The organism is Nonomuraea terrae (assembly GCF_004348995.1).
Taxonomy (GTDB): Bacteria; Actinomycetota; Actinomycetes; order Streptosporangiales; family Streptosporangiaceae; genus Nonomuraea; species Nonomuraea terrae.
On the sequence record NZ_SMKQ01000022.1, the window covers coordinates 29,925 to 42,770 of the forward strand.

Annotated in this window: 15 protein-coding genes; 9 read left to right on the plus strand and 6 right to left on the minus strand. The window is 69.9% G+C overall.

Annotated features, from left to right (window positions below; all coding sequences use genetic code 11):
- Positions 1–79: 79 nt before the first annotated feature.
- The 3 genes from E1286_RS10940 to E1286_RS10950 all read left to right on the plus strand — a co-directional run bounded on the left by E1286_RS10940 (position 80) and on the right by E1286_RS10950 (position 2,757).
- Positions 80–1,135, plus strand: a complete 1,056-nt coding sequence (locus E1286_RS10940) for a trypsin-like serine peptidase (protein ID WP_132611328.1) — start codon at positions 80–82, stop codon at positions 1,133–1,135.
- A 90-nt stretch (positions 1,136–1,225) separates the two neighbouring features.
- A complete protein-coding gene (locus tag E1286_RS10945) occupies positions 1,226–2,116 on the plus strand; it encodes a class I SAM-dependent methyltransferase (RefSeq protein WP_132611330.1) in 891 nt (296 codons plus the stop codon).
- Between the two features lie 65 nt (positions 2,117–2,181).
- Positions 2,182–2,757 (plus strand): dienelactone hydrolase family protein, encoded by a 576-nt coding sequence (locus E1286_RS10950; protein WP_132611332.1) that lies wholly within the window; start codon positions 2,182–2,184, stop codon positions 2,755–2,757.
- Here the strand turns inward: E1286_RS10950 and E1286_RS10955 are convergent.
- Positions 2,754–3,086, minus strand: coding sequence for a chorismate mutase (locus E1286_RS10955; RefSeq protein WP_132611334.1), 333 nt, complete (start codon positions 3,084–3,086; stop codon positions 2,754–2,756). The two genes, E1286_RS10950 and E1286_RS10955, sit on opposite strands and share 4 nt — an antisense overlap.
- 263 nt (positions 3,087–3,349) lie before the next feature.
- On the opposite strand from E1286_RS10955, the gene E1286_RS10960 reads away from it, so the two are divergent.
- Positions 3,350–3,757 carry a DUF2267 domain-containing protein gene (locus tag E1286_RS10960; protein WP_132611336.1) on the plus strand — a complete coding sequence of 136 codons (408 nt, stop codon included), beginning with the start codon at positions 3,350–3,352 and terminating at the stop codon, positions 3,755–3,757.
- Between the two features lie 2 nt (positions 3,758–3,759).
- Here the strand turns inward: E1286_RS10960 and E1286_RS10965 are convergent, their stop codons facing one another.
- The 3 genes from E1286_RS10965 to E1286_RS10975 all read right to left on the minus strand — a co-directional run bounded on the left by E1286_RS10965 (position 3,760) and on the right by E1286_RS10975 (position 5,389).
- A complete protein-coding gene (locus E1286_RS10965) occupies positions 3,760–4,008 on the minus strand; it encodes a hypothetical protein (protein ID WP_132611338.1) in 249 nt (82 codons plus the stop codon).
- Between the two features lie 62 nt (positions 4,009–4,070).
- On the minus strand, positions 4,071–4,433 hold the full coding sequence (locus E1286_RS10970) for a hypothetical protein (RefSeq protein WP_132611340.1): 363 nt from the start codon (positions 4,431–4,433) through the stop codon (positions 4,071–4,073).
- 5 nt (positions 4,434–4,438) lie between these two features.
- Positions 4,439–5,389 (minus strand): DUF6221 family protein, encoded by a 951-nt coding sequence (locus E1286_RS10975; protein ID WP_132611342.1) that lies wholly within the window; start codon positions 5,387–5,389, stop codon positions 4,439–4,441.
- A gap of 229 nt (positions 5,390–5,618) precedes the next feature.
- On the opposite strand from E1286_RS10975, the gene E1286_RS10980 reads away from it, so the two are divergent.
- On the plus strand, positions 5,619–6,953 hold the full coding sequence (locus E1286_RS10980) for an esterase/lipase family protein (RefSeq protein ID WP_132611344.1): 1,335 nt from the start codon (positions 5,619–5,621) through the stop codon (positions 6,951–6,953).
- A 55-nt stretch (positions 6,954–7,008) separates the two neighbouring features.
- Here E1286_RS10980 and E1286_RS10985 read toward each other — a convergent pair whose 3' ends face one another.
- Positions 7,009–8,382: a PLL family lectin gene (locus E1286_RS10985; RefSeq protein WP_132611346.1), complete on the minus strand. Its 1,374-nt coding sequence runs from the start codon at positions 8,380–8,382 to the stop codon at positions 7,009–7,011.
- A 349-nt stretch (positions 8,383–8,731) separates the two neighbouring features.
- On the opposite strand from E1286_RS10985, the gene E1286_RS10990 reads away from it, so the two are divergent.
- Genes E1286_RS10990 through E1286_RS11000 form a run of 3 tightly spaced genes read left to right on the plus strand, consistent with a single transcriptional unit; the run spans position 8,732 to position 11,152 of the window.
- A complete protein-coding gene (locus E1286_RS10990) occupies positions 8,732–9,304 on the plus strand; it encodes an NADPH-dependent FMN reductase (protein WP_132611348.1) in 573 nt (190 codons plus the stop codon).
- Between the two features lie 19 nt (positions 9,305–9,323).
- Positions 9,324–10,313, plus strand: coding sequence for an ATP-binding cassette domain-containing protein (locus tag E1286_RS10995; RefSeq protein ID WP_132611350.1), 990 nt, complete (start codon positions 9,324–9,326; stop codon positions 10,311–10,313).
- The gene (locus tag E1286_RS11000) at positions 10,310–11,152 is read left to right on the plus strand and encodes an ABC transporter permease (RefSeq protein ID WP_132611352.1); all 843 of its coding nucleotides are present in this window, start codon (positions 10,310–10,312) and stop codon (positions 11,150–11,152) included. Before E1286_RS10995 ends, E1286_RS11000 begins: the two co-directional genes overlap by 4 nt.
- A 191-nt stretch (positions 11,153–11,343) precedes the next feature.
- Here the strand turns inward: E1286_RS11000 and E1286_RS11005 are convergent, their stop codons facing one another.
- Positions 11,344–11,538 (minus strand): hypothetical protein, encoded by a 195-nt coding sequence (locus E1286_RS11005; protein ID WP_132611354.1) that lies wholly within the window; start codon positions 11,536–11,538, stop codon positions 11,344–11,346.
- A gap of 409 nt (positions 11,539–11,947) precedes the next feature.
- On the opposite strand from E1286_RS11005, the gene E1286_RS11010 reads away from it, so the two are divergent.
- Entirely contained in the window at positions 11,948–12,835 is an 888-nt protein-coding gene (locus E1286_RS11010; RefSeq protein ID WP_132611356.1) for a helix-turn-helix domain-containing protein, read from the plus strand.
- The last annotated feature ends 11 nt before the right edge of the window (positions 12,836–12,846 follow it).

Sequence of the window (12,846 nt, forward strand, 5' to 3'; positions counted from 1 at the left end):
CATGAGCGGGAATTGAGGAATACGGCGGTGGCCGTACGTACCTCCGAGCGGCAGATTCCGCGTTTCGGGAGGTACGTCAATGCACCGCAGAGCCGCCCTGCTCACCGCCGCCGCGCTCGCCCTGACCTGCGCGCCGGCGCTCGCGGGCACCGCTCAGGCCGCCGCAGGCCCCGACCCCAGGCCCGCCCGATGGAGCGCCACGGATTCCTCGTCGGAACGCAGGACCGTGCTGCAGTACTGGACCTCGCAGCGCATGCGGGCGGCGCGGCCGTTGGACGCGCCGCCCGCCCGGCGGGCGGCCTCGTCGAACGGGCCGTCCCGCGGCACGCCCTGGGCGTCCAGGAGCACGGCGGCCACCACGACCCGCCACACGCCCTGGACGTACCGGAACTCCCCGGCCGGCAGGGCGTCGTACGGCGGCACGGCCCTCACCGCCGCGGTGCCGAACAGCCCCGGGCTCACCTGGGAGGACGGCGGCGCCGTCGTGCGCACCGTGGGGCGGGTCTTCTTCACCACCGCCGACGGCCGCAACTCCTCCTGCTCCGGCACGGCCGTGACCAGCGCCAACGAGAGCGTCGTGATGACCGCCGGGCACTGCGTGAAGCTCAACGGCGCCGCCCACCGCAACTGGGTGTTCGTCCCGGCCTTCGACGACGGCCGGCGTCCGTTCGGGACGTGGGCGGCCTCACGCATGCTGACCACCCGGCAGTGGAACGACCAGGAGGACATCAACTTCGACGTGGCCGCCGTCGTCGTCGCGCCGCTGGACGGCCGGACGCTGACCGACGTCGTCGGAGGCCAGGGCGTGGCGTTCAACCAGCCGCGCGGCCGGCAGAACTTCGCCTTCGGCTATCCGGCGGCCGAGCCGTTCGACGGGTCCGACCTGACCTACTGCAGCGGGCAGGCCTTCGACGACACCGTGCAGACACGCGACCAGGGGCTGCGCTGCGGCATGACCGGCGGGTCCAGCGGCGGGCCGTGGTTCCAGGGCTTCGACGAGTCCACGGGGCAGGGCTGGCTCAACTCGGTCAACAGCTTCACCTACACCTTCGCCCCGGACTTCATGTTCGGCCCCTTCTTCGGGAACGAGGCGATGGCGGTCTACCAGGCGGCCCAGAACGCCGACGCCACCTGAGCCGAACGACCGGGCCCGGACGGCCCTCGCCGGCCGTCCGGACCGATATTCGCTGGCATCCGGCCGGTGCGCCCGATTAGCGTGCGGGTGATGAGGTATGAGCATCCGCTGGCGTACGTGCTGGGCCTGCAGGGCATGGCCCTGATGCGATCGTTCACCGGGGAGCACGGGCGTGCGTTCGTCGAGACGCGCGTCGCGGAGATCCGCGAACTGCTCGACGACGAGTCGCTGGCCGACGCGGGCGTGGACGTCGCCCGCGTGGAGACGGTCGACGGCTACCGCATCTGGTCGCAGACGTACGACGGGCCGAACTCGGCGTTCGACTACGACGAGCCCATCGTGAACGAGATCGTGGCGGAGCTGCCCGCGGGCGTCGCGCTCGACGCGGCGTGCGGCACGGGCCGGTTCGCGGCGGCGCTGGCCGCGCGGGGTCATCGGGTGCTCGGCGTGGACAGCTCGCCCGACATGCTGGAGCGGGCCCGCGTACGCGTGCCGGACGGCGACTTCCGCCTCGGCGACCTGCGCCGCCTGCCGGTGGACGACGACTCGGTGGACCTGGTGGTCTGCCCGCTGGCGCTGGCCCACGTGCCCGACCTCGACCCGGTGCTGGCCGAGTTCGGCAGGGTACTGCGGCCGGGCGGTCACGTGATCACCTCCGACATCCATCCCGAGGGGGTGGCGCGCGGCATCGTCCCGCCCGTACGGCTGGCCGACGGGTCGCCGGGGCGGGTGGCGACGTACCGGCACCTGACCGGTGACTACGTGCGCGCGGCGCTGCGGGCGGGGCTGGAGGTGCGGCGCTGCGAGGAGCCTTCGCCGGCGTCCGGGCCGGACGACGACCGGCCCGAGCGCGGGCCCGCGAGTCTCGAACCGTGGGAGCTGTGGCCGTGGTCCCTGGTCGACTTCGCGCCGGAGGCGGCGCGGGCGGCCGTCGAGGGCTCGCCGGCGCTCCTCGTCTGGCACTTTCAGCTCCCCGCGTAGGGGGCGTACGCCCGAACCCGGCCGTGGCATACTCTTCGAAAACCTGATCGAAACGAGGAGGCGGCATGGCCGAGGTGCTGCTGTTCCATCACGCGTACGGGCTCACGCCAGGGGTGCGCGCGTTCGCCGACACGCTGCGGGCGGCCGGCCACACCGTGCATCTGCCCGACCTGTACGACGGGCGGGTGTTCGACACGCTGGCGGGCGGCATCGCCCACGCCCAGGAGGTGGGCTTCGGCACGTTGATCGAGCGTGGCCGGGCCGCCGCCGAGGGGTTGCCCGCCGGGCTGGTCCTGGCCGGCTACTCCCTCGGCGTGATGTCCGCGCAGATGCTGGCCCAGACGCGCGCCGGGGCGAAGGGCGCGCTGCTGATCGAGGGCTGCGCGCCCGTCTCCGAGTTCGGTGACGCGTGGCCCGGCGAGGTCCCGGTGCAGGTGCACGGCATGGAGTCCGATCCGGTCTTCGCCGGCGAGGGCGACCTCGACGCGGCCCGCGCCCTGGTCGAGTCGGCTCCCGATGCCCAGCTGTTCCTCTACGCCGGAGACCGCCACGTCTTCGCCGACCCGAGCCTGCCCGACTACGACGAGCGGGCCGCCGCGCTGCTCACCGAGCGCGTGCTCGCCTTCCTCGGCCGCGTTTAATTGCCGCGGGCGGCGGCCGCTATCAGCTCGTGGTGCCTGACCACCTCGGCGATGATGAAATTCAGGAAGCGCTCGGCGAAGACGGGGTCGAGTTTCGACTCCTCCGCGAGCGTGCGCAGGCGGCGAATTTGCGATGCCTCACGCTCGGGGTCGGCGGGAGGGAGCTGATAGCGGGCCTTGAGCCGGCCGACCTCTTGGGTGCACTTGAACCGCTCGGCCAGCAGGTGGACGAGGGCGGCGTCGAGGTTGTCGATGCTGTCGCGCAGCCGCTGCAGCTCCTGCTGCACGTAGACGTCCTGATCTACCTGACCTTCAGTGCCATTTTCCACAAAATACCCCTTGAGACGCTACACGGCTCAATAAGGGGCCATTTTATCATAAAGATGGACATTGCGCCTGGCGTGGGTGTGGAATCAGTAAAGCACCGCGCCGGAAAAGGCCGCCGGGCGAGCGCGTCGGAGGAGTCGTTTCCGTATAGTCGCGGCGGGTATGCGCGGCTGGAGGAGCCGCCCGCCGCAGAGGGCGGAGACGGTCGATCCTCGTCTCAGGGAAATCCACGCACAGGGCAGACATCAAGCCGTGTGGAGGAATCGTGCAACACGACGAATTCATCGGAAAGGTACAGGCACGCGCACACCTCGGCGCTCGTGACCAGGCCGAGCGGGCGTGCAGGGCGACGTTGGAGACGCTCGGCGAGCGCATCACCGAAGGGCTCGCCGACCACCTGGCCGCCCAGCTGCCACACGAGATCGGCGAGCACCTCCGGCGTACGGAGGTCATGGGCGGCCTCGGCTCGGGGCAACATTTCGGTCGGGAGGAGTTCGTGCAACGAGTAGCCGACCGCGCCGGTGTCGACACGGCGCGGGCCACCTACCTCGCGCGGGTGGTGCTGGAGGTGACCGAGGAGGCGACGCAGGGCAAGATCATGGACAAGGTTCGCGACAGCCTGTCACAGGACCTGCGCCAGCTGGCGTCGGCCGGCAGCCGCGGTCACCTCTGAGGTCAGCCACCCAGGTCGCGGACGACGTTGTCCAGCCGATGGGCCAGGTCGTCGAGCACCTGGTCCGTCGGGGCGCCGTCCGGCACGTGGGCCAGCATGTCGTCACGCCGGGCGATCACGAGCCCCTTGTGGGCGTCGTCCACGTCCCCGGCCGGCAGGACGACGCAGTCGCCCCGCACGAACACCAGCGTGGCGTCCGGGTCTTCCGACTCCAGCAGTCGCCGTACGCATTCACGATCGATCAGCGGCATCGCGGGCTCCTTGTCTTGTGCCGTCCAGCAGGGCGAATACCCAGCCGCAGGGGGTGAAACCTCTAGCCGAAGGTGGGCGGCCCGCCGTTCGAGCGGGTGCGCCGCAGCCCGTACGCGACCAGGCCGAAAGCGGCCGCCAGCGCGACCACGGCGGGCACGATCGCCAGCAGCGGGCGTCCGGCGATCAGCGCCAGCACGGTCAGCACCACCCCCACGAGCAGCACCAGGCCCGTCACGAGCAGGCCCACGCTGAGCTTGTTGGAGGGCGGGGGCGATTCGTCCCAGTCTCCCCGGCCCGCGCCGGGCACGTCCGGCACGCCGGTGTCGCTCACCTGCCCCGTCTCGCTGACCTCCTCGGGAGCCGGCGGCTCCCTCAGCACGGGAGCGAAGAACTCGTCATCGGGATGCTCGTCCCGTCGCGTCATGCCTGTCATCCCCTCGTCGGTTCGTCACCGGGCGGCAGCGCCCACTCGTCGCGCCAGCCGGGACGGCGCCGGTAGCCGGTCGCGAGGAGCCGCACGGACCGGCAGGGCGTCTCTGACCAGCATTCCGCGCAGTCGCGGCCGTGAAGGGCCAGCAGCGCCAGCGCGGCCTCACAGCGGGCGATCACGTCGGCCGGGTCGTGCAGCGCGATGTGGATGGCCTCGACGGGCCGCAGCAGGTCGCCCTCGTGGAACCCGATCGCCTCGACACCGCGCTGCTCGTCGAACTCCAGCCGGTTGCCCGTGTGGGCGGCCACGTACCGCCAGGCGCCTGCGCCGGCGGTCTCGGCCGTCGCCTTGTCGGCCTCGATCTGGGTGCGCAGCCACTCCGGCATCGCACCGGCGTCGCCGCCGCCCTCCAACTCGCGCAGGAACGGCGCGACAACCGTGTTCAGCTCGGTCACGAGCGCTTCCAGCGAGGCTTGGGCGTCGTCCAGGTTGGGCAGCCCCGCGGCCCTGGCGTGCGTGGGCGTGGGCAGCCGGTCGGCCGGCACCGGCACGCGCAGCTCCAGCGTGGTGAGCGCGGTCTGCCGCTCGTACGGTGGCGGCGCGTACGTCCGGTCGTCACCGCTCTCACGCTGCCAGCCTGCCCAGCCGGCGGGCACCCGCACAGGGGCCGGCACGGCCAGCTCGACCACGGCCAGCAGGCCCTTGGCCTCCTCAGGCCGGCGGCAGGCCGCGTCGAGCACGCGGGAGTGGCGCCGTACGTACGGGGACTCGGCGGCCGGGCGGGTGGCGGCCTCCCATGCGGCCGCGGCGAAGTGCGCCGGGTCGAGCGTGACGCCGCCCGCGTCCGGCTCCCCTTCCACGACCGCGAACGCGTGCCGCCACCTGCGCAGCTCCTCGCCGTAGCGCTCCTGCGTCCCTTCGTGGGTGGCGTCGATCCAGAACGCCTGCATGGACTCCCCCGAGCTGCTCGCTACCGCTGTCCCTCCTGCCCCCTGCCCCCTGTCGGCGGGGTGTCACGCGTCGGCCCGCGAAACGGCGAATACCTCATCTGACCTGCGAAAACACGATACGGGAAGATGACCGTGCCACTGCATTCCGTCCCAGGTTCGTCACTTACCGTAACCGTATGGTGGCGTCAGTGGCCCCAGTCGGCCGCGCAGCTTAGCGAGAGGATCGATCATGGCGCAGGAACCGAGAATCGACGTCGAGACCAGAGCCCAGGGCATCAGGAGCAGCCTGAGCGACGAGCAGGGCGAGCAGATCGCGGACGCGTTCGGCTGGCAAGGAGTCTGGTTCTCCGCCGAGCAGGACGGTGACGCCGACACCCGCAGGCCCGAGACGACCTGGGAGCTGGTCGCCGACCGCCCGCACCAGGGCGTCACCGCCAAGGGGCGGGCCGCCGTCCACCTGGCCGAGGGCCACCGCACGCTCACCCGGCCACTGATCCTGGCGGACGGCTTCGGCTACGGCCCGAGCGACCTGGACGCCCTCTGGGGGCACTTCAACACGCCGTACCAGGACGGCAAGCCCGGCTTCCTGGACCAGCTCCGCTCGATGGGCATCGACGTCGTCCTGCTGGGCTTCAACCAGCGGCACACCTACCTGCAGGCCAACGCCGCCGTCGCGGTCACCTGCGTGCAGCGCGTCCTCGCCGAGCGGACGGGCGAAGCCCCGCTGGTCGTCGGCGGCGTCAGCATGGGCGGCATGGTCACCCGGTACGCCCTGGCCCGCATGGAGGCCGACGGTCTCGACCACCAGACCGACAAGTACTTCTCCTACGACACGCCGCACCTCGGCGCCTGGATCCCGCTGGTGCTCCAGCAGCTGGCGTACCTGCACGAGGCGCTGCAGCCGCCGGAGGGCGGCGAGCCCGGTCAGGCGGAGCTGATCCGCAGTCCGGCCGCACAGCAGCTGCTGTGGGGCTGGGTCGACAGCGCCGACTTCTCCGGGCCGGTGACCGCGAACCCGCTGCGCCAGGAGTTCCTGGACGACCTACGCCGGGTCGGCTGGTTCCCGATGCGGCCGTACAAGCTGGGGCTGGCCAACGGGCTCGGCACCGGCATCGGCCTGGACCTCGGGCCTGGCACGCCGGTCTTCGACCTGCAGTCCGCCGATCTCCAGCTCACCGCCCGCATCCAGCCGGACGGGGGCACCCTGGAGAACGTCGGCACGATCAAGCTCGGCCCGCCGGTGTGGACGAGCGCCACCTCCCACGTCGCCGCGTGGGACGGCGCCCCCGGCGGCACGCTCGACTCGTGGGGGCGGATCGCCGACGCGATGGGGCTGCCGATCCACGAGCGGCTGCGCAACAGCTGCTTCGTCCCGACCGTCAGCGCGATCGCGCTGACCCGCGACCCGTACCAGTGGCAGCCCGACCTCTACAAGGATCTCCGGGACCTGCCGAAGGACGAGACGCTGCTGGACGCGTTCTGCTGCGACACCGCCAACCGCGAGCACAGCGCCGTGTCCAAGCCACTGATCGAGTGGTTCCTGGAGCAGCTCGCCGGCTGGTAAGCCACCGACACGAAAGTGCCGGCTCGCGTGCGCGCGAGCCGGCACTTTCGGTGTTTCAGCCGCGGTGGACGCAGAGAAGCTGGTCGTGGGTCGCGTTCCTGTCGCGGTAGGCGACGACCGCGGGGCGCTCCGCTGTGCGGTGCCCGGGCACCTGCTCGTCGGCGGTCCAGGCGGCGCCGTCGAAGGCGGCCCACCACAGGTTGTGGTCGAAGGCGCCGCGGTGCATGCAGAACAACCGGTCCTTGAAGACGGTCAGGGCCGGAGCCTCGGCGGTGTGGTGGCGCGGCAGCTTCTGGTCGGGGCTCCACTCCGTGCCGTCCCAGCGGGCCCACCACAGCGACGCGTCGGTGCCCGCGCCGCGGTGCACGCAGTAGAGGTGGCCGCGGTAGACCGCCAGCGCCGGGGCCTTCGAGGTGTGGTGGCCGGGCAGCTTCTGGTCAGGAGTCCAGGCGGAGCCGTCCCAGCGGGTCCACCACAGCGACGTGTCGTCACCGGCGCCGCGGTGCACGCAGTAGAGCTGCCCGTCGTACGCGGCCAGGGCCGGGGCCTCGTCGGTGAGGTGGCCGGGGAACCGCTCGTCCGGCGTCCAGGCGGACCCGTCCCAGCGGGTCCACCACAGGGCCGCGTCGCCGCCGGCGCCGCGGTGCACGCAGTAGAGCTGCCCGTCGTACGCCGTCAGCGACGGAGCCGCGTCGGTGAGGTGGCTCGGGAACCGTTCGTCCTCGCGCCAGCCCTCCTCGGCGTCGTAGACCGTCCACCGCAGGGCGGCGTCGCCGCGGTGGACGAGGTGGAGCCGGTCCTGGAACACCGCGAGCGCCGCGCCCGACACGTCGACGTGCTCGACGAACCGCTGCGCCGGGCTCCAGCCCTCCCCCGGCTCGTGAACGGTCCAGTAGAGCCGGGCTTCGGTCGGGGTGCGGCCGTCCTGGCGGGCGGGGACGAGCATGCTGGGAGCGGTCCAGGGGGAGACCAGCTTCGCTCCGTACGGGCGGGCGATGGAGGCGATCCAGTCGGCCTTGGCGCGTACGCTGCGCTCGACCAGGGGGGCCACCCACGCGCCGAGCATGATGCCCGCCATCTCGCCGACGAGCTGCGGGATCTCGGCCGACAGCAGCGCGGCCGACTCGTTGAGGCGGATCTCGTAGCCCCACCATCGGGAGACCGGCCACACCTCGGCGCCCATGGTGCGCAGCTCCTGCTGGAGCCGCTGCACGCGAGCCCGCTCCTCATCCGGGAGCCCGATGATGCGGCGCTCGGCCTCGCGCCGGGCCTCCACCGCCTCGCGGGCGGGGGCGTTGTCCAGCAGCTCGGTCTCGACCGCCACGTCGACGGCCGCAGCGGCCACGGGGTCGTCCTGAACGTGCAGCAGCGCGGCCTCGTCGTCCAGTGTGTCGATCCGTACCTCGTCGGCCCGGGTCTCGTCAGTCATTCCAGCCCCCCTGGAGCGATAGATGCGCGAACTTCCGCCATCGTAACTTTGGGTAGTGGTTCGATTACTCTAAGGCTGGATTGTTCCGGGTAAAGCCCAGGCGTAGCCACCCGTCGTATTTGCGCTCCCCGCTCAGGCGACCAGATCCCGCCGGGTGAACGCGGCCGTGCCGACGGCGACGAGCCCGGCGGCCGGCACGCGTGTACCCGATCGGGGCCGCGAGTCCGGCCGTGACGCCGGGATGGCCGTACCCGAACCCGCACCCGCGTCCGGCCCCTGCCGCCAGGCGCCCCGCTAGATCCGATCTAGCGGGACGTCTGGCGCCTCATGGGTGAGGGGAGGTGGCGCGATGAGGAGTGAGCGGCTCGGCGTCGCGGTGATCATCGGCAGCACCCGGGTGGGCCGGGTGTGCGACGCGGTGGGCGCCTGGTTCGCCGAGCGGGCCGGGCAGCGCGACGACCTCGCCGTCGACGTGCTCGACCTGGCCGGTTACGCCTTCCCGGCGTGCTACCCGCAGCGCCCGACGCCGTCCATGCGGCGTTTCGCCGGGGCCGTCGGCCGCGCCGACGCCTTCGTCGTGGTCACCCCCGAGTACAACCGCAGCTTCCCCGCCTCGCTCAAGCAGGCCGTCGATTCCGCGTACGACGAGTGGCAGGCCAAGCCCGTGGGCATCGTCTCGTACGGCTCCGGCTCGGCCGGTCACTACGCGGTCGAGCAGCTCCGCACGGTCTTCACCGCCCTGCACGCGGTGACCATGCGCGACTGGGTCGGGGTCGATCTGCTGGGCCCGGCCGTCGACGGCCACGGCCGGCCCCACGACACCGACGACCGGCTGCGCGCCATCGAGGCCATGCTCGACCAGCTCACCTGGTGGGGCCGCACGCTGCGGGAGGGCCGTCGCGCCCAGCCGTACGTCTCATGAGTTTCACGAAAGGAATCCCATGCCAGATCTGGCGATACAGACCTCCGGCCTGGTCAAGGTCTTCGGCAAGACGCGCGCCGTGGACGGCCTCGACCTCGCCGTGCCGGCCGGCGCCGTGTACGGCGTGCTCGGGCCCAACGGCGCGGGGAAGACGACCGCCGTCCGCATCCTCGCCACGCTGCTGCGTCCCGACGGCGGCGAGGCGACCGTGTTCGGGCGCGACGTGGTACGCGAGGCCGACGCCGTACGCTCCCGGGTGAGTCTGACCGGCCAGTACGCCTCCGTCGACGAGGACATGACCGGCACCGAGAACCTGATCCTGCTCGCCCGCCTGCTCGGCCACCGCAAACCGGCCGCGCGCGAGCGGGCGGCGGAGTTGCTGGAGGCGTTCGGGCTGACGGACGCCGGGCGGCGGCGGGTCAAGACGTACTCCGGCGGCATGCGGCGGCGGATCGACATCGCGGCCAGCATCCTCAACACGCCCGACCTGCTCTTCCTCGACGAGCCGACGACCGGCCTCGACCCGCGCAGCCGCAATCAGGTCTGGGACATCATCCGCGTCGTCGTCGCCCACGGCACCACGGTGCTGCTGACCACCCAGTACCTCGATGAGGCCGACCGGCTGGCCGCCCGCATCGCGGTCATCGACAGCGGCAAGGTGATCGCGGAGGGCACGCCCGGTCAGCTGAAGTCGTCCGTCGGGGCGGGGTCCGTCCACGTACGACTGCGCGACCCCGCCACCCGGCCCGTCGCCGAGCGTCTGCTGGCCGAGTCCCTCGACGCGGCCGTCTACCTGGAGGCCGACCCGGTGGCGCTCACCGCGCGCCTCAAGGGCGGCCCCACCGGCGCGAGCCGGGACTCGGCGGCGGCCGAGCAGGCCTCGCGCGCGCTCGGCCGGCTGGCCGAGGCCGGCATCGTCGTCGACGACTTCTCCCTCGGCCAGCCCAGCCTGGACGAGGTCTTCCTGGCCCTCACCGACCACCGCGCCACCGAGGAGGCGGCAGCATGAGCACCACCACCGAGACCGGCACCACCTACGCACCGGCGCCCGACGCCCTGGCCGGGGTCCTCGCCCCAGGGGTGAGACCGCCGCGACCGAGCGCGTGGTCGGCGTCGATCACGTTCGGCTGGCGGGCGATGTTGAAGATCAAGCACGTGCCCGAGCAGCTCTTCGACGTGACGGCGTTCCCGCTCATCATGACGCTGATGTTCACGTACCTGTTCGGGGGTGCGCTGGCCGGGTCTCCCACGGAGTACCTGCAGTTCCTCCTGCCGGGCATCCTGACGACCAGCATCGTGATGATCACCATGTACACCGGTGTGGAGGTGAACAAGGACATCGAGAAGGGCGTCTTCGACCGCTTCCGCACGCTTCCCATCTGGCGGCCGTCGACCCTGATCGGCTACCTCCTGGGCGACCTGCTGCGCTACACGCTCGCGTCGATCGTCATCCTGGTGGTCGGCCTGGCGCTGGGCTTCCGGCCGCAGGGCGGGGTGACCGGGGTGGTCGGCGGGATCCTGCTGGTGCTGGTGTTCTCGTTCGCGTTCTCCTGGCTGTGGACGATGTTCGGGCTGCTGCTGCGCAGCGAGAAAGCGGTCATGGGCATGAGCATGATGCTGCTCATGCCGCTCACCTTCCTGAGCAACGTCTACGTCGATCCGTCGACCATGCCGGGCTGGCTGCAGATCTTCGTGAACGCCAGCCCGATCACGCACCTGGTGAGCGCCGTACGGTCGCTGATGGCCGGCACGCCCGACATGGGCGAGGTCACCTGGGTCCTGGTGTGCTCGGCGGCCTTCGTCGTCATCTTCGGCGCCCTCACCATGCGCCTCTACAACCGCAAGTAGTAACGCTGAGCTTCCAGCGGCGCGAACACGCTGGACGGTTCCGCGAGCGAGCCGGACCGGGCGCTACGAAGGCATCAACGGCTTCTGCGCCTGATCCGGTACATCGACATACTGCCTCCGGTGTCTATAGCGGATTTGTGGTCACCCACAACAGCTCGAACAGGCCTCAACGAGAGGGAAAGCCATAGCGGTTAGCTTTCCGAAGTCTTGCTGGTGCCCTCTGTGGCGGGTGGTGGGTCCGGCAGCTTCACCGCTCCGGTAGCAGCAAAGTAGGCGGCGAATCCCATCAGGATGGCCATGAACGCCCCTCCCGCCGCCCCGAGTGCTCCGAGAGCTTCCGCGCCGAGTTCTCTTGTGACGCAGAAGCCGAACAGCCCGCCGACCATTGCCGTCTCCAACGCATGGGCAAGCCAGTGCGCTATGCGCCTCTCCGGTGTCATGTGGACGAACGCCCTTCCCGGTTGAGTGACAGGGCCCGGAAGCTCGAGATCGGCACGAATCGGAAAAAAGTATATCTATGAGGACGTTCGTTCATGAACCACGCATCCCTTCCTAAAATGGTCTTGTGAAGGACGAGTAGGGGCAGGAGCCCCAGGATGGCGGAGTCGTACCACTTCTTGGCTTTATCCCTCCCTACGCCTGGATGAACTACCCTTAGGATATCTCGTAGAGAATCTGGGCGAAATTCCCGGCGTGACACTTCAGGGGAAGCTCGCCGATAGGAGAGCTGGACATCCCGGTGAGGATTGCGCAACGATTCCCTGGGTACCGTCTTCGGTTCAGGGGAGGCACTAGATGGCTCTTGGCAGCCCCACGGTCTTCAGGCGACGCCTAGTCGCGGAGTTACGGCGGAGACGTGAGGCTGTCGGCTTCAGCGGACCACAAGTGGCCAAAGCGCTCACCTGGTCCACTTCAAAGATCTCAAGGCTGGAGAACGGGCAGATCCTGCCCAACTCCACGGACGTTGAGAACCTGCTCGATCTTTACGAGATGCCGGAACCGGACCGATCACAACTCTTGGCCCTGGTTCCGCAGTGTTCGGCCCCAGAATGGTGGGAGAAATATTCTGATGCCATTTCTGAGGACTATGTAGGCTTTCTCGGCTTCGAAAGCGGAGCCATTGAACGATGGGACTGGCAGTCCTTGGTAATCCCAGGGCAGTTGCAAACGGAAGCCTACGCACGTGCGATAATAGGTACCGGATATTTTGGCGAGCTCACCCCTCGCCAAATCAGACGGCGAACCGAGCTCCGAATTGAGCGGAAGGAGAAGTACATCAACAATCCTTCGCTCACTTCAAAGATCATCATTGATGAATCTGTTCTGGCGCGAAAGATCGGCGACGAATCTCTCATGGCGGAGCAGCTACATCATTTGCAGGAGTTGTCTGAACGTCCCAACATTGAACTTCAAGTTCTACTGAACGACCAAGGGCTTCCGGTACCGGTTGCCAATTTCATTCTTCTCAGGTTTCCCATGTTGGAAAACCTGGGCGAGCTCTACCCCGACGTCCTGTACGTAGAGAACGAGGCAGGTGGCGGCGTCGACGAGGATGAGATTCGAACACACCGGTATCACCTGGCGTTCGCAAGGCTATCTGAAGTTGCCTTGAGTCCCGCGGAGTCCATGGATTTCCTCGCCGAGCGAGAAACAAAATGGGCCAGCCGACCAGTCTCAGGCTAGTGCCTCCCGCT

Excerpts from the sequence above, each read along its gene's own strand:
- E1286_RS11000 (WP_132611352.1), top strand. The coding sequence starts at position 10,310 with ATGAGCACCACCACCGAGACCGGCACCACCTACGCACCGGCGCCCGAC.
- E1286_RS10980 (WP_132611344.1), top strand. The coding sequence starts at position 5,619 with ATGGCGCAGGAACCGAGAATCGACGTCGAGACCAGAGCCCAGGGCATC.
- E1286_RS10945 (WP_132611330.1), top strand. The coding sequence starts at position 1,226 with ATGAGGTATGAGCATCCGCTGGCGTACGTGCTGGGCCTGCAGGGCATG.
- E1286_RS10970 (WP_132611340.1), bottom strand. The coding sequence starts at position 4,433 with ATGACGCGACGGGACGAGCATCCCGATGACGAGTTCTTCGCTCCCGTG.
- E1286_RS10995 (WP_132611350.1), top strand. The coding sequence starts at position 9,324 with ATGCCAGATCTGGCGATACAGACCTCCGGCCTGGTCAAGGTCTTCGGC.
- E1286_RS11010 (WP_132611356.1), top strand. The coding sequence starts at position 11,948 with ATGGCTCTTGGCAGCCCCACGGTCTTCAGGCGACGCCTAGTCGCGGAG.
- E1286_RS10940 (WP_132611328.1), top strand. The coding sequence starts at position 80 with ATGCACCGCAGAGCCGCCCTGCTCACCGCCGCCGCGCTCGCCCTGACC.
- E1286_RS10990 (WP_132611348.1), top strand. The coding sequence starts at position 8,732 with ATGAGGAGTGAGCGGCTCGGCGTCGCGGTGATCATCGGCAGCACCCGG.
- E1286_RS10985 (WP_132611346.1), bottom strand. The coding sequence starts at position 8,382 with ATGACTGACGAGACCCGGGCCGACGAGGTACGGATCGACACACTGGAC.
- E1286_RS10965 (WP_132611338.1), bottom strand. The coding sequence starts at position 4,008 with ATGCCGCTGATCGATCGTGAATGCGTACGGCGACTGCTGGAGTCGGAA.
- E1286_RS10950 (WP_132611332.1), top strand. The coding sequence starts at position 2,182 with ATGGCCGAGGTGCTGCTGTTCCATCACGCGTACGGGCTCACGCCAGGG.
- E1286_RS11005 (WP_132611354.1), bottom strand. The coding sequence starts at position 11,538 with ATGGTCGGCGGGCTGTTCGGCTTCTGCGTCACAAGAGAACTCGGCGCG.
- E1286_RS10975 (WP_132611342.1), bottom strand. The coding sequence starts at position 5,389 with ATGCAGGCGTTCTGGATCGACGCCACCCACGAAGGGACGCAGGAGCGC.